Raw genomic sequence first — 18,065 nt, 5'->3', positions numbered from 1 at the left:
TCTTTAAGTCCGGGCAGTACGATGCCGGGCGCCGCTGTGCAAGACCCGACACGGGCCCTTGGTGCTTCCGGGGCTCGCACAGTGCGGTCGCGCTGCCTAGATTGGGGGCATCCTCGTCACGACCTGCCACCATGACCCTGCCCAATCTCATCACGATCGCCCGCCTCATCCTCGTGCCCGTCGTCATCGCCATGATCGGTTCGGGACAGTGGCTCGCGGCCTTCGTGCTCTTCGCCGTCGCCGGCATTTCCGACGCGGTCGACGGCTTCCTCGCGCGGCGCTTCGGCCTGCAGAGCGAACTCGGCGCCTATCTCGACCCGCTCGCCGACAAGGCGCTGCTCATCTCGATCTACGTGAGCCTCGCCGTCGTCGGCGTCCTGCCGGGGTGGGTTGCGATCCTCGTCGTCTTCCGCGACATCATGATCCTGATGGCGATCGTCCTCTCGTGGCTCATGGCGCGGCCGCTCGCCATCCGGCCGCTGTGGGTCAGCAAGATGACGACCGTCGCGCAGATCGGCTTTGCCGGCCTCGTGCTCGGCGCAAGGGCCTTCGGGCTCGATCTCGCCGTTGTCCACGATCTTGCGCTCGCGGCCGTGGCGCTCTTGACGCTGCTGTCGGCGGGCGCCTATCTCGCTCTGTGGCTGCGGCATATGGCCACGTAACCGCGCCCGGTACGGGGCCGCAAGGAACAGGCGCTGCCGGCGGCAGCTCGGGATATCGCATGATCGCGCAGCGGCAGGTCGTCTTCTGGTTGGTGGCGCTCGTCCTCGTCGTGACGGGGCTCTACGTGCTGCGCGACATGCTGCTGCCCTTCGTGGCGGGCCTGGCGCTGGCCTATCTGCTGGATCCGCTGGCGGACCGGCTGGAGCGGCTCGGCCTCAGCCGGCTCTTCGCGACGCTCCTCATCCTCGGGCTCTTCATCCTCCTCTTCATCGTCGCGCTGGTCCTGCTCGTCCCCATCGTCGCCAACCAGCTCGCCGCCTTCATCGGCAAGCTGCCGGAGACGGTCTCGCGCCTGCAGCAGCTGGCGGCCGAGCAGGGCGGCACGCTGCTGGAGCGGCTGGGCGGCCCGGCCGTGCTGCAGGACGTGCAGCAGTCCCTCGGCAACGTGGTGTCCGAGGGCGCGCGCTGGCTCGGCGCCTTCCTGCAGTCGCTGTGGTCGGGCGGGCAGGCCATCGTCAACGTCTTCGCCCTGCTCGTCGTGACGCCGGTCGTCGCCTTCTACCTGCTCGTCGACTGGGACCGGATGATCGCGACCCTCGACAGCTGGCTGCCGCGCCGGCACGCGCCCACCATCCGCCAGCTCGCCCGCGAGATGGACGGGGCGATCGCCGGCTTCATCCGCGGCCAGGCGCTGGTGTGCATCATCCTCGGCACGTTCTATGCCGTCGGCCTCTCGCTGATCGGCCTCAACTTCGGGGCCCTCATCGGGCTCGGGGCCGGGCTCATCAGCTTCATCCCCTATGTCGGCTCGCTGACCGGCCTCGTGCTCTCCGTCGGCGTCGCCATCGTGCAGTTCTGGCCCGACTACATCATGATCGGCGCGACCCTCGCCATCTTCTTCGCCGGCCAGTTCTTCGAGGGCAACATCCTCTCGCCCAAGCTCGTCGGCCATGCGGTGGGGCTGCACCCGGTCTGGCTGATGTTCGCGCTCTTCGCCTTCGGCTCGCTGTTCGGCTTCGTCGGCCTTCTCCTTGCCGTGCCGATCGCGGCGGCGCTCGGCGTCCTCGCGCGCTTTGCCGTGCGGCAGTACCTGGCGAGCTCGCTCTATGACGAAGGCCTGCCGCCGCCGCCCCGGCCGGAGACGGACGCGTGAGCCGGCCCATGACGGACAAGCCCCGACAACTGCCGCTCGATCTGGCGCTGACGCCGCGCTACGGGGCGGAGGATTTCCTCGTCAGCCCGTGCAACGAGGCCGCCTATGCCCTGATCGAGCGCTGGCCCGACTGGCCGCATCCCGTCCTGCGCCTCGTCGGCCCGGAGGGGGCCGGCAAGACGCATCTTGCCGCCATCTGGGCCGAGCGTGCCGGTGCGAGGGTCGCCGATGCCGCCGCCGTGACGCTTCCGGCCGTGCCGGCGCTCGCCGGCGCGCCGGCGCTCGTGGTGGAGGACTGCGACCGCAGCCCGCTCGACGAGCATGCCTTCTTCCACCTTCTCAACGCCATGCGCAGCACCGGCCGCAGCCTGCTCTTGACGGCGCGGACGGCGCCGGAGGCCTGGGGCCTCGCCACCCCCGATCTCCTGTCACGCCTGCGCCAGTCGCCGGCGGTCGACATCGGCGCGCCGGACGAGGCGCTCCTGCGCGCCGTTCTCGTCAAGCTCTTCGTCGACCGGCAGCTCGTCGTCGATACCAGCGTGGTCGAGTCCGTCCTGCCGCGCATGGAGCGCTCGCTCGCCGCCGCTCAGCGCCTCGTCGCCGCCCTCGACCGGGAGGCCTTGAGCCGCGGCCGGCGCATCACGCGCCCGCTCGCCCTTGCCGTCCTCGACATGCTCGCGATGGGCGACGGCTGACGCCTCCGAGACGGTTGCATCCCGGCCGCGCCGATGGGAGGCTGAGGAGCGGCGCGGGAAGCCGCCGTGCGCCGCGCATCCTGTCGTCATGCGTCTGTCTTGGAATTGACGCACAAGGACGGGACAAGGCGGCAACGACATAGCTAAAGGGAGCGGGACGGTGAACCTCGAGGCGATCAAGCCGGCGGGCGGGCAGGGCGAGGCGGTGAAGCTCGACCAGGGTGGGGCCGTCGCTGCCGAGGCGGCCGCTGCCGAGGCGCTGCGCCAGTCGTCCGAGCGCTTCATCAACCGCGAGCTGTCCTGGCTGCAGTTCAACCGCCGGGTGCTGGAGGAGGCCTCCAACAAGCGCCATCCGCTTTTGGAGCAGCTGCGCTTCCTGTCGATCTCGGCCAACAATCTCGACGAGTTCTTCATGGTGCGCGTCGCCGGCCTGCGCGGCCAGGTGCGCTCGGGCGTCATGACCCAGTCGCAGGACGGGCTGACGCCGGCCGAGCAGTTGATGCGCATCGGCGCCGAGGTGTCGGTGCTCGCCAGCGACCAGCAGCGCCGCTGGCGCGAACTCAGGGACGAACTGCTCGAGAATGGCATCGTCCTCGTCGACGCCGGGCAATTGACCAAGGCCGAGCGCCTGTGGCTCGACGACTATTTCCTGCACCACGTCTTCCCGGTGCTGACGCCGCTCGCGGTCGATCCGGCCCATCCCTTCCCGTTCATCTCCAACCTCGGCTTCACGGTGGCGCTGGCGCTCTTCCGCCAGAGCGACAACCGCTCGCTCAACGCGCTGATCCGCGTGCCGAACCGGGTGGAGCGCTTCGTGCGCCTGCCGGATTTCGCCGAGACGGGGGCCCAGCGCTTCATCGCGCTCGAGCAGCTCATCGTCCTGTTCACCGCCAAGCTCTTCCCCGGCTACACGGTGAAGGGGCAGGGGTGCTTCCGCGTCATCCGCGACAGCGACCTCGAAATCGAGGAAGAGGCGGAAGACCTGGTGCGCCTGTTCGAATCGGCCCTCAAGCAGCGCCGCCGCGGCAGCGTCATCCGCCTCGAGGTCGAGGCGGCCATGCCCGAGGGGCTGCGCGCCTTCGTCGCCGACGAGCTCAACGTGACGACCGACGAGATCTTCGTGGTCGAGGGCATGCTGGCGCTCAACGAGCTCAGCCAGCTCGTCGGGCTCGACCGGCCCGACCTCAAGTTCAAACCCTACAACCCGCGCTTTCCCGAGCGCATCCGCGAGCACGGGGGCGATTGCTTCGCCGCCATCCGCCAGAAGGACATCGTCATCCACCACCCGTACGAATCCTTCGACGCGGTGGTGCAGTTCCTGCAGCAGGCGGCGCGTGATCCCAACGTGGTGGCGATCAAGCAGACGCTCTACCGCACCTCGTCCGACTCGCCCATCGTCAAGGCGCTCGCGGAGGCGGCGGAGGCCGGCAAATCCGTGACGGCGCTCGTCGAGCTCAAGGCCCGCTTCGACGAGGAGGCCAACATCCGCTGGGCGCGCGACCTCGAACGGGCCGGGGCGCAGGTGGTCTTCGGCTTCATCGAGCTCAAGACCCATGCCAAGCTGTCGTCGGTGGTGCGCCGCGAAGGCGGGCAGCTCGTCACCTATTGCCATGTGGGCACGGGCAACTATCATCCGATCACGGCGCGCATCTACACCGACCTGTCGTTCTTCACGGCCGATCCCGTCATCGCGCGGGACGTGGCGCGCATCTTCAACTTCATCACCGGCTATGCCGAGCCGGCCGAGCTCGAGCGCATGGCCGTCTCGCCCGTCACGCTCAAGGCGCGCCTCCTCAAGCATATCGAGGAGGAGATCGCCCATGCGAAGGCCGGCCGCCCGGCCCAGATCTGGGGCAAGTGCAACTCGCTGGTCGATTCGACGATCATCGACGCGCTCTACGAGGCGAGCCGGGCCGGCGTGCAGGTCGACTTCATCGTGCGCGGCATCTGCTGCCTCAGGCCCGGCATTCCGGGCCTGTCGGAGAACATCCGCGTCAAGTCCATCGTCGGCCGCTTCCTCGAGCACAGCCGCATCTACGCCTTCGGCAACGGGCACGGGCTGCCGCACGCCAAGGCGCATCTCTACATTTCCTCGGCCGACCTGATGCAGAGAAACCTCGACCGGCGGGTCGAGGCGCTGCTGCCGATCTCCAATCCGACGGTCCATGAGCAGATCCTCGAGCAGATCATGCTCGCCAATCTGCTGGACAACGAGCAGAGCTGGACTGTATTGCCCGATGGGACGAGCAAGCGCATCATCCCGGGCAAGGGGGAGCAGTCCTTCAACGCTCATCAGTACTTCATGACGAACCCGAGTCTGTCTGGACGTGGAAAGTCTCTCAAGGATTCGCGCCCCAGGACCCTCGCCAAGGGATCCTCTGCCTGAACTGCGTGCCCCGGGCCGGCTCGATGTCGGCGCACCGGTGGCCATCGTCGATATCGGCTCCAACTCGGTCCGCCTCGTCGCCTACGAGGGCATGACGCGGGCCCCGACGCCGATCTTCAACGAGAAGGTGCTCTGCGGCCTCGGCCGCAGCGTGACGACGACGAAGCGGCTGCGCGACGACGCGGTCGAGAAGGCGCTCAGGGCTCTGGCGCGCTTTCGCGTCCTGTGCGGGCTCATGCAGGTCGGCTCGGTGCACGTGCTGGCGACGGCCGCGGCGCGCGATGCCGAGAACGGGCCCGACTTCCTCGCCCGGGCCGAGGCGGCGATCGGCCATCCCATCGAGCTCATCTCGGGCAGCCGCGAGGCGCAGCTCTCGGCGCTCGGCGTCATGTCCGGCTTCCATGATGCCGACGGCGTCGTCGGCGACATGGGTGGCGGCAGCCTCGAGCTCATCGACGTGCGCGGCTTCGAGCTCGGCAAGGGGGTGTCGCTGCCGCTCGGGGGCCTCGCCCTGCAGGACACGACCGGCGGCAACATCCGCAAGGCCTCGAAGGTGGTGCGCGACGCCTTCGCCAGGGCCGAGCCGCTGGAGCGCCTGAAGGGGCGCACCTTCTATGCCGTCGGCGGCACCTGGCGCGCCCTGGCGCGCCTGCACATGACGCAGAAGGGCTATCCGCTGCACGTGATGCACGGCTATACGGTGGCGCCGAAGGACGTCACGGACTTCGCCAAGATCGTCGAGCGCGTCGATGCGGAAACGCTCGAATCGATCGAGGCCGTCTCGGCGGCCCGCCGGCCCTTGCTCGGCTACGGGGCGCTGCTGCTCGAAGAGATCATCCGCAAGGGCAAGCCCAGGACGGTCGTCATCTCCGCGCAGGGGGTGCGCGAGGGGCTGCTCTACGAGAAGCTGTCCAACGAGGAGCGGCGGATGGATCCGCTGCTCTCCGCGGCGCGCGAGCTCAACCTGCTGCGCTCGCGCGCGCCGATGCACGGCGAGGAGCTGATCGGCTGGACCGACAAGCTCGTCGCCTCGCTCCACCTCGACGAGACGGGGGAGGAGCGCCGCCTGCGCCATGCCGCGTGCCTCCTCGCCGACATCGGCTGGCGCGCGCATCCCGACTATCGCGGCGAGCAGGGGCTCAACATCATCGCCCATGCCGCCTTCGTCGGCGTCGACCATCCCGGCCGCGCCTTCCTGGCCCTGTCGGTCTTCTTCCGCCACGTCGGCCTGTCGGTGGACGACATCAGCCCGCGCATCCGCGAACTGGTGACGACCCGGATGATCGACCGGGCGCGCATCCTCGGCGGTGCCATGCGGGTCGCCTATCTCGTCTCGGCGGCCATGCCGGGGGTCCTGCCGCGGGCGCCGATCACGGGGCACGGCGGCAAGCTGGTGCTGGCGCTGCCGGGCGATCTTGCCGCGCTGGCGAGCGACCGTCTGCTCAACCGCGTCAAGCAGCTCTCCCGCCTCGTCGGCCGCGAGCCCGTCATTCAGACCGGCAAATAAGCTCGGGGAACTGGAAACGACTTCTATTACAAAGGCCTGTCACAGAAATTTCATGTAAGGGTAACCGTTCCGCAATGCCGGATCTCCACAACGTGTGCGTTGCACAAAAGGGGATTCGGGGGCAGGCGTGGCGACATTATCGCTGAGAAGCAGGATCAATTTGCGCGTTTCGACGCCGATCGCGCTGTTCATCGTGGTCGGCATGGGTCTGGTGCTCGCCGTCGTCGGCGCCACGGTGTCGCACATGGCGCGGCTCGCCGGCGAGACCGGGGCGCTCATGCGCGTCGTCGGCGGGGCGGCGGGCTATGTGTCGGACCTCGAGCAGATGGTGCTGCGCGTGCGTACCGCCGAGGGCGCCTTCGGGCGCGCTCCGGAGGCGCTGATCGACCCGGAGCTCGCGCGCCTCGCGGGTGCCGTCGAGGGGCTGGCGGCGCTTGCGGCGGATACACCCTTTGCCGACGACGTCGCGCGTGTCGCCGCGATCAGCGGCACGCTCGGGCCGCGGGCACGCGATGCCGTGGTGTCGCGCTGGGCGCTCGATGATCTCGACGAGGTCTATCCGCAAACGGTGACGGACTTTCTCGCGGCGACGGAAACGATCGCCCGGGCGCTGTCGGCGGCCGGCGGAGAGGCAGAGGCGGCGGCCGTGGCGCGCCTGCGGGAGGAGGCCTCGGCCATCGCCGCGGGCGCCATCGCCTTCCTCGGCGACAACGACGCGGCCGGGTTCGAGGCGCTGCGCGACCGGATCTCGAATTTCATCGACCGGCTCGACATGGCGGGGGCCCGCCTGCGCGAATTCGGGGTCTCGTCGCGCAATCTCCTGCGCGCCGCCGAGAGCGAGCGCGCCAAGCTTTACGGCTTCGTGACACAGAAGGCCGGTGCGGGCGAGCGGGCGGCAGGTGCCGCCGCGGCGCTCGAGGCGGCGGTGGCGGAGGCCGGCACGCTCGCCCGTGACATGCGGACCGCGGCCGAGACGGCCTCTGCCGACGCGGTGGCCGAGATCGCGCGGCTCACGGGGATGCTGCTCGGCGGCCTTGTGCTCGCCTTCCTCGGCGGCCTCGTCACGGCGGGGCTGACGCTGCTCTGGCTCGACCGCCGCATCGTCGCGCCCCTCGACGGCCTCGGCCGCAGCATGCAGAGGCTGGCGGCGGGCGACGCCGCCATCGCCATCGCCGGGGCGGACCGGGACGATGCCATCGGCATCATGGCGCGCAGCCTCGGCGTCTTCCGCGACCAGGCTCAGGCCAATGCGGCGCTGCAGCGCGAGGCCGAGCTGGCCGCCGAGGAGAACGAGGCCCGCCGGCGCATGCTGGAGCAGGCGATCGGCCGGTTGCGCGAGCGCACCACCTCCATCCTCGTCGCGGTGCGCGAAGGGGCCGGTTCGCTCGGCCGCCTGTCGCAGGACCTCGGCGCGGAGGTCGAGGTCTCCGCCTCCTTCGTCGAGCGCGCGCACGGCACGGCGGCCGACACCTCCACCAACATGGCCACGGTCGCCTCGGCGACGGACCAGCTGGCCCATTCCATCAACGACATCTCGCAGCGTTCCTTCGAGGCCTCGCGCGTCGCCGTGGAGGCGCTGGCGGTCGGCGAGCGGTCGAGCGAGAAGGCGCGCACCCTGGGCGATGCGGCACGCCGCATCGAGGCCATCGTGTATCTCATCCAGTCGATCGCCGAGAAGACGGCGCTGCTCGCGCTCAACGCCACCATCGAGGCGGCGCGGGCGGGGGAGGCCGGGCGGGGCTTCTCCGTCGTCGCCGGCGAGGTCAAGCAGCTCGCGCAGCAGACGGCCAAGGCGACCGCCGACATCACCGCCTATGTGGACGGCATCCAGAACGATACCGCGACCACGCTGAGCGCCGTCGGCGAGATCGAGGAGGCGCTCAGGGCCATCAACCTGTTCAGCACGTCGCTCGCCGCCGCCGTCGAGGAGCAGGGGCAGGCGACGGCCGCCATCGCCGCGAGCACGTCGGAAGCGGCGCGGGGGGCGACGCTGATGAACGAGAGCCTGTCGGCCATGGGTGAGACGGTGGCCAAGACGCGCGAGGCCGCGCAAAGCCTCGCCGCCCTGTCGCAGGACTTCACCCGGTCGGCCCAGTTCCTCGTCGGCGCGCTCGACGAGTTCCTGCGCGAGGCGGCCTGATCAATATTCGACGAGGCGCACGCGCCCGCGGTCGACGGTGAGCGCGAGGCGCCCGGCCTTGAGGGCGAGCGCCTTCTCCCCGAAGAGCTGGCGCCGCCAGCCGGTGAGCGCCGGCACGTCGGCCTCGTCGTCGAGGGCGATGGCCTCGAGATCGTCCACCGTGGCGAGGATCTTCGGGGCGACCCGCTCGTTCTCCGCCACGGCCTTCAGCAGCACCTTGAGCATTTCGATGGCGGCGCCGTTGGAGCCGGCCTTGCGGCCGCGCTCGCCGAGGCTGACGGACTTCGGATCGCGCGCCACGCCGCGTGCGACGGCGGCGAGGATGTCGCCGGCCGGCCGCGAGCGCTCGAAGCCGTTGGGGACGGAGCGCAGCGCGCCGAGCGCCTCCGGCGTCGTCGGCGCGTGCACGGCGATGTCGATGAGGGCGTCGTCCTTCATGATGCGCGACCGCGGCACGTTGCGGCTGCGAGCCTCGCGCTCGCGCCAGGCCGCGATCTCCATCAGCACCGCGGCTTCCTTCGGCTTCTTGATGCGCCCCTTGAGGCGCTGCCAGGCATCCTCGGGATGGGTGTCGTAGGTGGCGGGCGCGGTGAGCACCGCCATCTCCTCGTCGAGCCAGCTTTCGCGCCCGCTCTCGGCCAGGTCCGCATGCAGCGCCGCATAGACGGTGCGCAGATGCGTCACGTCCGAGAGGGCATAGGCGAGCTGCTGCTCGCTGAGCGGGCGGCGCGACCAGTCCGTGAAGCGGGAGGACTTGTCGATGCGCGCCTTGGCGAGGTCGTTGACCAGCTGCTCGTAGGACACCGAGTCGCCATAGCCGCAGACCATGGCGGCGACCTGCGTGTCGAACAGCGGGGTCGGGATGACGCTGCCGCCCTGCCAGATGATCTCGATGTCCTGCCGCGCCGAGTGGAAGACCTTGACCACCTCTGTGTCGGCCATCAGCGCGTAGAAGGGCGCAAGGTCCATGCCCTCGGCCAGCGGATCGACGAGCACGGCCTCCGCCGGGCTCGCCATCTGGATCAGGCAGAGCTTGGCGTAATACGTCGTCTCCCGCAGAAACTCGGTATCCACGGTGACGAAGGGGAATTTGGCGAGGCGTGCACAGGCAGCGGCGAGGGCGTCGGTCGTAGCAATCAAGTCCATGGTCTTCGCGCTATAGCTCAGACTCGGCCACTTGTCGCGGCCAATCCTTGACATTCGTGCCGTCTCGTGGGCTTCTCCCGCGGCCGCGCCGTTGCCGCGCGCGGGCGCTCATTCACCCTTCGTCCGATCGTCGAGCCGGAACACCGTGCCCATGCATCGCTACCGTTCACATACCTGCGGCGCGCTCCGCGAAACCCATGTCGGCGAGACCGTTCGCCTCTCGGGCTGGTGCCATCGCATTCGCGACCACGGCGGGGTGCTGTTCATCGATCTGCGCGATCACTACGGCCTGACGCAATGCGTCATCGACCCGGATTCGCCGGCCTTCAAGGTGGCCGAGACGCTGCGCTCGGAATGGGTGGTGCGCGTCGACGGCAAGGTGCGCAACCGCCCGGCCGGCACGGAGAACCCGGAGCTGCCGACCGGCGGCATCGAGCTCTACATCGCCGAGATCGAGGTGCTGGGCCCGGCGGGCGAACTGCCGATGCAGGTCTTCGGCGAGCAGAACTTCCCCGAGGAGACGCGGCTCAAGTACCGCTTTCTCGACCTCAGGCGCGAGAAGCTGCACCAGAACATCGTCAAGCGCGGCCAGATCATCGATTCGCTGCGCCGGCGCATGAAGGAGGGCGGCTTCTTCGAGTTCCAGACGCCGATCCTCACGGCCTCCTCGCCGGAGGGCGCGCGCGACTTCCTGGTGCCGAGCCGCCTGCATCCGGGCAAGTTCTACGCCCTGCCGCAGGCGCCGCAGCAGTTCAAGCAGCTGACGATGATCGCCGGCTTCGACCGCTATTTCCAGATCGCGCCCTGCTTCCGCGACGAGGACGCGCGTGCCGACCGCTCGCCGGGCGAGTTCTACCAGCTCGACATCGAGATGAGCTTCGTCACGCAGGAGGACGTCTTCCAGGCGGTGGAGCCGGTGCTGCGCGGCGTCTTCGAGGAATTCGGCGAGGGCCGGCCGGTGACGCCCGTCTTCCCGCGCATTCCCTACGCCGAGGCGATGCTGAAATACGGCGTCGACAAGCCGGACCTGCGCAACCCCATCATCATCGCCGACATCACCGCCGAGTTCCTGCGTGAGGACGTGACGTTCAACGCCTTCAAGAACGTCATCAAGGCCGGCGGCGTCGTGCGCGCCATCCCCGCACCCGGGGCGGCGGGCCAGCCGCGCTCCTTCTTCGACAAGCTCAACGACTGGGCGCGGGGCGAGGGCGCGCCGGGCCTCGGCTACATCGTCTTCGAGGACGAGGGGGGCGAGCTCGTCGGCAGGGGGCCGATCGCCAAGTTCGTGCCGGCCGAGGCGCAGGCCGCCATCGCCCTGGCCGCCGGCGTGCGCGCGGGCGACGCCGTGTTCTTCTCGGCGGGGGAGGAGGCCAAGGCCGCGGGGCTCGCCGGCAAGGCGCGCACGCGCATCGGCGAGGAGCTCGACCTCATCGACCGCGAGCGCTTCGACCTGTGCTGGATCACCGATTTCCCGATGTTCGAGTGGAACGAGGAGGAGAAGAAGATCGACTTCTCCCACAACCCGTTCTCCATGCCGAACTTCGACCATGACGCCTTCCTGGCGCTCGACCCGGCGGACGAGAAGACCATCCTCGGCATCACGGCCTTCCAGTACGACATCGTCTGCAACGGCGTGGAGCTGTCGTCCGGCGCCATCCGTAACCACCGGCCGGACATCATGCGCAAGGCCTTCGCCATCGCCGGCTACGGCGAGGACGTGCTGGAGGCGAAGTTCGGCGGCATGCTGCGCGCCCTCAGCTACGGCGCCCCGCCGCACGGCGGCATCGCGCCGGGCGTCGACCGCATCGTCATGCTCCTGTGCAACGAGCAGAACCTGCGCGAGGTCGTGCTCTTCCCCATGAACCAGCGGGCGGAAGACCTCATGATGAGCGCGCCGTCCGAGGTGACGATGAAGCAGCTCAGGGAGCTGCATATCCGGTTGAACTTGCCGGAGAAGTGAGCCGGACCGGCAATGTCGAGGGCGCCCCTGCGGGCGCCCTTCCTTTTCGGCGGCGGAGACGGTCCCTTGAGGCGTCAGGCCACCATCGCCTTGCGCTCCTGCCGCTTCTCGAACTCCTTGCCCCAGCGCGACAGCGCGTCGACGGCCTCGTTGAGGCTGCGGCCGAAGTCGGTCACGGAATACTCGACCTTCTGCACGGCGCCGGGAAAGACCTCGCGGCGGATGAGATCGTCGGCCTCCATCTCGCGCAGTTGCTGGGCCAGGACCTTCTCGCTCACGCCCGGCAGCAGCCGGCGCAGCTCGCCGAAACGGCGGGGCTGGAGCGTCACCTCCCACAGGATGCCCATCTTCCACTTGCCCGAGATAGCATTGAGGGCACTGGCGAAGCCGCATTCGTCGGTTTCGAGGCGTTTCATTGCAAAACCACTTACCTTGGGGTGAGCGCTTACTTGAAAGTGCGTAATTTACACTGTCGCCAGGCCGCGCCTATCAATCGGCAACCCGGCGGGTGCTGCCCGCCAAGATAGGTGGGGTTTCCCGTCATGACAAAGACTTGTGTCGTCGGCGCCGGCCGCATGGGCTCGGCGCTCGCGAGAGCCTTGCTCGCAGAGGGCATCGAAACGCGCGTATGGAACCGCTCGCCGGAGAAGGTCGCTCCCCTCGTCGCGGCGGGCGCACACACCGCTGAATCACTGGCAGAAGCGGTGGCCGCATCGGATGTCGTCATCGTCAATGTCATCGATTATGCGGCGGCGGACGCGCTGCTGCGCATGCCGGCGGTGGAACGCGCGCTCGCCGGCAAGGTGGTGGTGCAGCTCACGTCCGGTTCGCCCCGGCAGGCGCGCGAGGCCGGCCGATGGGCGGCGGAGCGGGGCATCGCCTATCTCGACGGCGCCATCATGGCGACGCCGAACTTCATCGGCGGGGCGGAGACGACGATTCTCTACTCCGGCATGCGGCAGGCGTTCGAACGCCATCGCGACGTGCTGCGCGTGTTCGGCGGCAACGGCGTGTTCGTCGGCGAGGATGCGGGCCATGCGTCCGCGCTCGACACGGGGCTGCTGACACAGATGTGGGGCAAGCTCTTCGGCACCCTGCAGGCGCTGGCGGTGGTCCGCGCAGAGGGCATCGGCCTGGAGGCCTATGCCCGATACATGCGGGACTTCCAGCCGGTGGTCGATGCGGCGACCGACGATCTCATCGCGCGGGTGGGCGAGGGGCGCTGGCGCGGCGACGCCGCGACGCTCGCGACCATCGAGGCGCATTACAGCGCCTTCCATCATCTCCTGGCCGTCGGCGACGAGCACGGGCTGGACCGCGTGCTTCCGGCGGCACTCGACGGGCTGTTCAAGGCCGCGCTCGCGGCCGGCCACGCGGCGGACGATTTCGCGGCGCTGATGCGTTTCATCGAGCGGGGCGGGGTGCGCCATGCCGCCTGAAGCGGGGCGGGAGCGCACCGCCCGCTGCACCTGCGGGCAGCTGAGCCTCACGCTCGCCGGGCCGCCGGACCGGGTCTATGCCTGCGGTTGCCGCGAATGCCAGCGGGCGACGGGCTCGGCCTTCGGCTGGCGGGCGCGCTACGGCAAGGGCGCCGTGGTGCGCACCACCGGCGAGCATCGCCGCTTCCGGCGTGGCAGCGACGCGGGGCGCTGGGTGGACCAGGTCTTCTGCCCCGTCTGCGGGACGCAGCTCTATATGGAGGCGGAGGTGATGCCCGACGGGCTCGTCGTGTCGGCCGGCTGCTTCGAGGAAGCGGAGGTGGGCCCGCCGGCCGCTCTGTTCAGCGCCGGCCGTCGGCCCGGGTGGCTGACCCTCGGGGAGGCGGTCCCGCTCGTGGAATAGCCTACCGCCGCGCGCCCTCCACCATCATCTGCACGGCCCGCGCCACGTGGTCCGGGTCGTCGTCGATGCGGTTCATCAGCAGGCGGAACCAGTTGAAGCCGAAATAGAGCTCGACGAGCGCCTCGACATTGTCGGGCGCGATCTCGCCGCGCTCCACGGCCCGGTCGAAGACTTCCCGCAGGCGGCACATGTGCTGGGGGACGAAGCGGTCGCGCAACGCGGCGAGGGAGACGGGGTTGGTCTGTGCCTCGGCGATGAGGGCGCGGAAGGCGCCGCCCGAGGGCGTCGTGCGCCAGAAGGCCCAGAGCGCGTTGACGAGCGTCCGCAGGTCCCGCGCCAGCGAGCCCGTGTCGGGCATGGCGATGGCGGCTGCCTTGTCCGCCTGGTAGATGGCGATGAAGAGGTCGGCCTTCGTCGGCCACCAGCGGTAGATCGTCGGCTTGCCGGCGCCGGCGCGGCGCGCCACCTCGTCGATGGAAAAGCCTGCGTAACCTTTTTCCTGCAACAAGGATCGTGCGGCGGCGATGACCGCCGCCTCGCTCGCCGGGTTGCGCCGCGCGCCGATGGAGGTGCGGCGGCCGCGCCCGCCTGCCGTGCCGGACGGGGAGGGGGCTCCGTCGTTATCGTCAGCGCCGGACGGCGGCCCGTCGGCCGGCTCGTTCGGCGGCGCGCCAGTCGGCTGGCGAGGGGGGCGGGACATGGGGCTCCTCCGGCTTCCTGCAGATTTTTGTTCGGCCCCTCTTAACATAACGAAACGGGCCGTTTATATCCATGGCCGAAACGATACGGATCGTTTCGTTTTGCCACGGAGACGGTTCCCCCATGCCTTCCGCTGCTTCTCCTTCTTCGCCTTCCCCCGCAGCCTCTCCTGCGGCGCAGCCGTCGCGCCTGCGCTTCTCGCTTGCCCTCATTCCGGGCGCCTATGTGCTGATCACCGCCATCCTCTACGGCCTCGGGCCGCTGATGGAGGACTGGCCGGTCTTCCTGCGCACGCTCGCCATCGTGCCGATCATGGTCTTCGGCATGGTCTATGCCGTCATCCCGCTCGTGCGGCGGGCGATGAGCGCGCGGCGCGGCGGCTGAGCGGCGTCGCGCTACTCGTCCGCTCGACTTGTCTTGCGGCGTGATTTGCGCCAAAGCCACGAAGGGCCGGCTGCCGCCGGCCCTTCGCGCGTTCCCGGGCCTTGCGGCCCTTCTTCGACGGGTTCTGTCTTGCCGCTCGATGCCTCGGCCGTCACGGCGGTCGTCGTCACCCACGATTCGGCCCATTGCCTGCCGGCCTGCCTTGCGGCCATCGAGGCCTGCGGCGCCGGGGCGATCGTCGTCGACAATGCGAGCGGCGACGGCTCGGCCGCGCTTGCCGAGCATCTCGGCGCGCGGGTGATCCGCAACGCCCGCAACGAGGGCTACGGCCGCGCCAACAACATCGGCGTGCGGGCCGCCGTGAGCGAATTCGTCCTCATCGTCAATCCGGACCTCGTGCTCGATGCCGGTGCGGTCGAAGCGCTTCTCGCCGCGGCCGAGCGCTATCCCGATGCCGGGCTCCTCGCGCCGCGGATCCAGGAGGCGGACGGGCGCTTCTTCTTCCAGCCGCGCTCGCTGCTCTCGCCCTATCTCCACAACCCCTCCGGGCGCCTCGTGCTGCCGGAGGGCGATTGTTGCGCCCCCTTCCTGTCGGGGGCGGCGCTGTTCTGCCGGCGGGACCTCTTCCTCGAGCTCGGCGGCTTCGACGAGGCGATCTTCCTCTTCTACGAGGACGACGACCTGTGCCGGCGCATGGCCGATTCCGGCCGGGCGCTGATCCATGTCGATGCGGCGCGGGCCATGCACGGGCGCGGCGGCTCCAGCGCGCCGGAGCCGGGCCGCATCTTCCGGTCCCGCTGGCACCAGGCGTGGTCGCGCGCCTATGTGTCGCGCAAGTACGGCCTGCCGAATCCGGCGCCCGGCATGTTCGCCGTCAACGCGCTCAAGGCGGCGGGTGCCTGCCTCACCTTCAACCGGCGTCTCGTCGAGCGCTACGGCGGCTCGGCCGCAGGGGCGTGGGCGTGGCTGACGGGGCGTCGCGCAACGACTCAAAAAAAAGGATAATCTGGAACGATCGTGGGGAGGGGGACTCATGCTGCGTTCTTACGCTTGGCCGCCGGCCGGCTCGGCCGTCGGCGTCGCAATGGCGCGTCCATTCGACAATGTAGGGGGAATACGCCTCGCGCTTGCCCTGGCCGTCGTCGTATCGCACGCCTTCAGTGTCGGCTCGGGCAGCGTCGCCAACGAGCCGCTCGTCAAGGCGACGGGCTTCACGCTCGGCGAGCATGCCGTCAACGGCTTCTTCGCCCTGTCGGGCCTTCTCGTGACCTTGAGCTTCGCGCGCAGCGGCGTGGCGAACTACGTGATCGCCCGCTCGCTGCGGATCGCGCCCGGCCTGGTGGCGGCGACGCTTCTCGTGGCGCTCGTCCTCGGCCCGGTTCTGACGACATTGCCGCTCGCTGACTATTTCGGCCAGGGCGGCGTCGGGCGCTTCATCACCGCGACGCTGACGACCTTCAAGAGCAGTGGCAGCCTGCCCGGCGTGTTCGCGGACAATCCGTTTCCATTCCCGCTGGCGACCGTGTGGACGCTCAAGTACGAGACGATCTGCTATGCCGCCGTCCTGGTTCTCGGCATCGCCGGCGCCATCCGCTACCGCGTCGTCGCCCTCGGGCTGGTCGCCGGCTTCTTCGCCGCGACCGTCAGCCTCGACGTGCTGCACCCGGACGCGCCCCAGGGCATGCAGACGGCGCTGCGGCTGCCGCTGATCTTCGCCACGGGCGCGGCCCTTTATCTCTATCGCGACATCACACCGCTGTCGGCGCCGATCCTCGCCGCCCTTGCCCTGGTGACCTGGCTCGCCGCCGGCACCGGCGCCTACAAGGCGCTGCTGTTCGTCACCACGGCCTATGCGGTCATCTGGCTGAGCTTCGCGCCCGGGTTTTCCCATCCGATCCTGACGCCGAAATGGGACCTGTCCTACGGCATCTATCTCTACGGCTGGCCGGTGCAGCAGACGGTCTACAGCCTTTATCCAAGCGTTCCCGTGGCCGTACAACTCGTCGTTTCGATCGCCCTGTCGGTGTTGCTGGCTTCGCTGTCCTGGCTATTCATCGAAAAGCCCGCCCTTGCCCTCAAGGCACGGCTGCGGGCGCGGCAGGTGAAATCGGCGCTGGCCTCCTGAACGAAAGGAAGAAGGGTTTCGGATGTGGATCGAGAAGCTGTGGCGGCGCTGGACCAATCCCCACAACCTCACGCGCCTCTTCCATGCGCGCGAGGCCGCCCGCTTCGGCTGGCAGATCGGCGACTACAGCTATGGCCGGCTGCGCGTGCGGCGCTGGGGCGGGGGCGGGCGCCTCGTCATCGGCCCCTACTGCTCCTTCGCCGATGACGTCACCGTCTTCCTCGGCGGCAACCACCGCACCGACTGGGTGACGACCTATCCCTTTTCGGGCCTGCCGGAGCTGTGGCCGGAGGCGCGAGGCCTGCCGACGCCGGAGGCGACGCGCGGCGACGTCGTCATCGGCGCGGACGTGTGGGTGGGCTCGGGCGCGACCATCCTCTCCGGCGTCACCATCGGGCCCGGCGCCGTCATCGGCGCGCGGGCCGTGGTGGCGCGGGACGTGCCGGCCTATGCGGTCGTCGTCGGCAATCCGGCGCGCGTGGTGCGCCGGCGCTTCGACGAGGCGACGGTCGAGGCGCTCGTCGCCGCCCGCTGGTGGGAGCGCCCGCGGGCCGAGCTGGTGCCGCTCATGCCGTTTCTCCTGTCCGGAGATACGGCCGCCGTCCTTGCCGCCCTCAGGGGCGCTGGAGACGGGGGGCGAGGCTGAGATTGAGGCTGGCCTGCGGCGGCACGACCTGCTAGGCGGAAGGCCCTGATCGACCGGCTGACGATGCTCGACCGCTATTACGACACCGCCCGCACCGAGGTGCTGCCCTTCCTGCCCGCGCGCGTCACGCGCCTGCTCGACGTCGGCTGCGGCGCCGGCGCGACCACGCGGGCCGTGGCGGCGCGCCATGCCGTGGCGTGGAAGGGCGGCATCGAATATGTCGACGCCGTCGCGGCGCAGGCCGAGCCGCATTTCGACCGGCTGTGGCGCGGCGATGCCCAGGCGGCGGCGCTGGAGGCCGAGATCGCGCCCGGCTCGCTCGACCTCGTGCTGTGCCTCGACGTGCTCGAGCACATGGCCGACCCCTGGACGATGGTGAAGCGCCTGTCGGCGCTCCTTGCGCCGGGAGGGCGGCTTATCGTCTCGGTGCCCAATATCCGGCACTGGAAGTTCATCTGGCGGTTGCTGGTGAAGGGCGATTTCCGCTATCGCGACGCAGGGCTGCTCGATCGCACGCATCTGCGCTTCTTCGTCAAGGAGACGGCGGCGGAGCTGGCGACGGTCGGCGGCCTGACGCTGGTCGGCGTGCATTCGGTGCAGCGCTTCCGCTTTCCCGATGCGCGCTGGCTCCTGATGGGGCTGAGCTTCGGCCGGCTGGAGACGCTGCTCGCCAAGCAATGGCTGGTGGTGGCCGAGCGAAAATCGTGATGGGGTCGGGA

17 protein-coding genes are annotated in these 18,065 nt (G+C 69.6%); 14 read left to right on the top strand and 3 right to left on the bottom strand.

The window, feature by feature from the left end; translation table 11 throughout:
- Positions 1 to 131 precede the first annotated feature (131 nt).
- The 6 genes from AL346_RS19775 (at position 132) to AL346_RS19750 (ending at position 8,544) form a co-directional block, all read left to right on the top strand.
- Complete coding sequence (locus tag AL346_RS19775; protein ID WP_019401858.1) at positions 132 to 662, top strand: CDP-alcohol phosphatidyltransferase family protein; 531 nt, start codon at positions 132 to 134, stop codon at positions 660 to 662.
- Between the two features lie 59 nt (positions 663 to 721).
- On the top strand, positions 722 to 1,816 hold the full coding sequence (locus tag AL346_RS19770) for an AI-2E family transporter (protein WP_053193974.1): 1,095 nt from the start codon (positions 722 to 724) through the stop codon (positions 1,814 to 1,816).
- An 8-nt stretch (positions 1,817 to 1,824) separates the two neighbouring features.
- Positions 1,825 to 2,511 carry a DnaA/Hda family protein gene (locus AL346_RS19765; protein ID WP_019401860.1) on the top strand — a complete coding sequence of 229 codons (687 nt, stop codon included), beginning with the start codon at positions 1,825 to 1,827 and terminating at the stop codon, positions 2,509 to 2,511.
- A gap of 205 nt (positions 2,512 to 2,716) precedes the next feature.
- Positions 2,717 to 4,897, top strand: a complete 2,181-nt coding sequence (locus AL346_RS19760) for an RNA degradosome polyphosphate kinase (RefSeq protein WP_245258882.1) — start codon at positions 2,717 to 2,719, stop codon at positions 4,895 to 4,897.
- A 37-nt stretch (positions 4,898 to 4,934) separates the two neighbouring features.
- A complete protein-coding gene (gene ppx / locus AL346_RS19755; RefSeq protein ID WP_019401862.1) occupies positions 4,935 to 6,404 on the top strand; it encodes an exopolyphosphatase in 1,470 nt (489 codons plus the stop codon).
- Positions 6,405 to 6,564: 160 nt separating this feature from the next.
- Positions 6,565 to 8,544, top strand: a complete 1,980-nt coding sequence (locus AL346_RS19750; RefSeq protein WP_053193972.1) for a methyl-accepting chemotaxis protein — start codon at positions 6,565 to 6,567, stop codon at positions 8,542 to 8,544.
- On the opposite strand, the gene rnd is transcribed toward AL346_RS19750, so the two are convergent.
- Complete coding sequence (rnd, locus tag AL346_RS19745) at positions 8,545 to 9,690, bottom strand: ribonuclease D (RefSeq protein WP_019401864.1); 1,146 nt, start codon at positions 9,688 to 9,690, stop codon at positions 8,545 to 8,547. It lies immediately after the preceding gene.
- A 151-nt stretch (positions 9,691 to 9,841) separates the two neighbouring features.
- Here rnd and aspS point away from each other — a divergent pair, with 151 nt between their 5' ends.
- Complete coding sequence (gene aspS / locus AL346_RS19740) at positions 9,842 to 11,650, top strand: aspartate--tRNA ligase (RefSeq protein ID WP_019401865.1); 1,809 nt, start codon at positions 9,842 to 9,844, stop codon at positions 11,648 to 11,650.
- A gap of 74 nt (positions 11,651 to 11,724) precedes the next feature.
- On the opposite strand, the gene AL346_RS19735 is transcribed toward aspS, so the two are convergent.
- The gene (locus AL346_RS19735) at positions 11,725 to 12,066 is read right to left on the bottom strand and encodes a helix-turn-helix domain-containing protein (RefSeq protein ID WP_019401866.1); all 342 of its coding nucleotides are present in this window, start codon (positions 12,064 to 12,066) and stop codon (positions 11,725 to 11,727) included.
- 126 nt (positions 12,067 to 12,192) lie between these two features.
- Between AL346_RS19735 and AL346_RS19730 the strand changes: the two genes are divergently transcribed.
- Together AL346_RS19730 and AL346_RS19725 are read left to right on the top strand one after the other, a co-directional pair.
- Positions 12,193 to 13,089, top strand: a complete 897-nt coding sequence (locus AL346_RS19730; RefSeq protein ID WP_082312585.1) for an NAD(P)-dependent oxidoreductase — start codon at positions 12,193 to 12,195, stop codon at positions 13,087 to 13,089.
- A complete protein-coding gene (locus tag AL346_RS19725; protein WP_019401868.1) occupies positions 13,079 to 13,492 on the top strand; it encodes a GFA family protein in 414 nt (137 codons plus the stop codon). Before AL346_RS19730 ends, AL346_RS19725 begins: the two co-directional genes overlap by 11 nt.
- Before the next feature lies 1 nt (position 13,493).
- Here AL346_RS19725 and AL346_RS19720 read toward each other — a convergent pair whose 3' ends face one another.
- The gene (locus tag AL346_RS19720) at positions 13,494 to 14,192 is read right to left on the bottom strand and encodes a TetR/AcrR family transcriptional regulator (protein ID WP_156332811.1); all 699 of its coding nucleotides are present in this window, start codon (positions 14,190 to 14,192) and stop codon (positions 13,494 to 13,496) included.
- Between the two features lie 122 nt (positions 14,193 to 14,314).
- On the opposite strand from AL346_RS19720, the gene AL346_RS25205 reads away from it, so the two are divergent.
- The 5 genes from AL346_RS25205 to AL346_RS19700 all read left to right on the top strand — a co-directional run bounded on the left by AL346_RS25205 (position 14,315) and on the right by AL346_RS19700 (position 18,054).
- Entirely contained in the window at positions 14,315 to 14,575 is a 261-nt protein-coding gene (locus AL346_RS25205; RefSeq protein WP_019401870.1) for a hypothetical protein, read from the top strand.
- A 129-nt stretch (positions 14,576 to 14,704) separates the two neighbouring features.
- Positions 14,705 to 15,580, top strand: coding sequence for a glycosyltransferase family 2 protein (locus AL346_RS19715; protein WP_019401871.1), 876 nt, complete (start codon positions 14,705 to 14,707; stop codon positions 15,578 to 15,580).
- A 28-nt stretch (positions 15,581 to 15,608) separates the two neighbouring features.
- On the top strand, positions 15,609 to 16,700 hold the full coding sequence (locus AL346_RS19710; protein WP_019401872.1) for an acyltransferase: 1,092 nt from the start codon (positions 15,609 to 15,611) through the stop codon (positions 16,698 to 16,700).
- A 22-nt stretch (positions 16,701 to 16,722) separates the two neighbouring features.
- The gene (locus AL346_RS19705) at positions 16,723 to 17,346 is read left to right on the top strand and encodes a CatB-related O-acetyltransferase (RefSeq protein ID WP_019401873.1); all 624 of its coding nucleotides are present in this window, start codon (positions 16,723 to 16,725) and stop codon (positions 17,344 to 17,346) included.
- A gap of 63 nt (positions 17,347 to 17,409) precedes the next feature.
- Positions 17,410 to 18,054, top strand: coding sequence for a bifunctional 2-polyprenyl-6-hydroxyphenol methylase/3-demethylubiquinol 3-O-methyltransferase UbiG (locus tag AL346_RS19700; protein WP_019401874.1), 645 nt, complete (start codon positions 17,410 to 17,412; stop codon positions 18,052 to 18,054).
- Positions 18,055 to 18,065 lie beyond the last annotated feature (11 nt).

Source organism: Chelatococcus sp. CO-6 (assembly GCF_001271345.1).
Lineage (GTDB): Bacteria > Pseudomonadota > Alphaproteobacteria > Rhizobiales > Beijerinckiaceae > Chelatococcus_A > Chelatococcus_A caeni.
The sequence above is the reverse complement of the archived record's forward strand: the minus strand, read 5'-3'. Positions and strand labels throughout refer to the sequence as shown.

Excerpts from the sequence above, each read along its gene's own strand:
- AL346_RS19775 (WP_019401858.1), top strand. The coding sequence starts at position 132 with ATGACCCTGCCCAATCTCATCACGATCGCCCGCCTCATCCTCGTGCCC.
- rnd (WP_019401864.1), bottom strand. The coding sequence starts at position 9,690 with ATGGACTTGATTGCTACGACCGACGCCCTCGCCGCTGCCTGTGCACGC.
- AL346_RS19765 (WP_019401860.1), top strand. The coding sequence starts at position 1,825 with ATGACGGACAAGCCCCGACAACTGCCGCTCGATCTGGCGCTGACGCCG.
- AL346_RS19710 (WP_019401872.1), top strand. The coding sequence starts at position 15,609 with ATGCTGCGTTCTTACGCTTGGCCGCCGGCCGGCTCGGCCGTCGGCGTC.
- AL346_RS19720 (WP_156332811.1), bottom strand. The coding sequence starts at position 14,192 with ATGTCCCGCCCCCCTCGCCAGCCGACTGGCGCGCCGCCGAACGAGCCG.
- aspS (WP_019401865.1), top strand. The coding sequence starts at position 9,842 with ATGCATCGCTACCGTTCACATACCTGCGGCGCGCTCCGCGAAACCCAT.
- AL346_RS19725 (WP_019401868.1), top strand. The coding sequence starts at position 13,079 with ATGCCGCCTGAAGCGGGGCGGGAGCGCACCGCCCGCTGCACCTGCGGG.
- AL346_RS19700 (WP_019401874.1), top strand. The coding sequence starts at position 17,410 with ATGCTCGACCGCTATTACGACACCGCCCGCACCGAGGTGCTGCCCTTC.
- AL346_RS19770 (WP_053193974.1), top strand. The coding sequence starts at position 722 with ATGATCGCGCAGCGGCAGGTCGTCTTCTGGTTGGTGGCGCTCGTCCTC.
- AL346_RS19730 (WP_082312585.1), top strand. The coding sequence starts at position 12,193 with ATGACAAAGACTTGTGTCGTCGGCGCCGGCCGCATGGGCTCGGCGCTC.
- AL346_RS19735 (WP_019401866.1), bottom strand. The coding sequence starts at position 12,066 with ATGAAACGCCTCGAAACCGACGAATGCGGCTTCGCCAGTGCCCTCAAT.
- AL346_RS19705 (WP_019401873.1), top strand. The coding sequence starts at position 16,723 with ATGTGGATCGAGAAGCTGTGGCGGCGCTGGACCAATCCCCACAACCTC.
- AL346_RS25205 (WP_019401870.1), top strand. The coding sequence starts at position 14,315 with ATGCCTTCCGCTGCTTCTCCTTCTTCGCCTTCCCCCGCAGCCTCTCCT.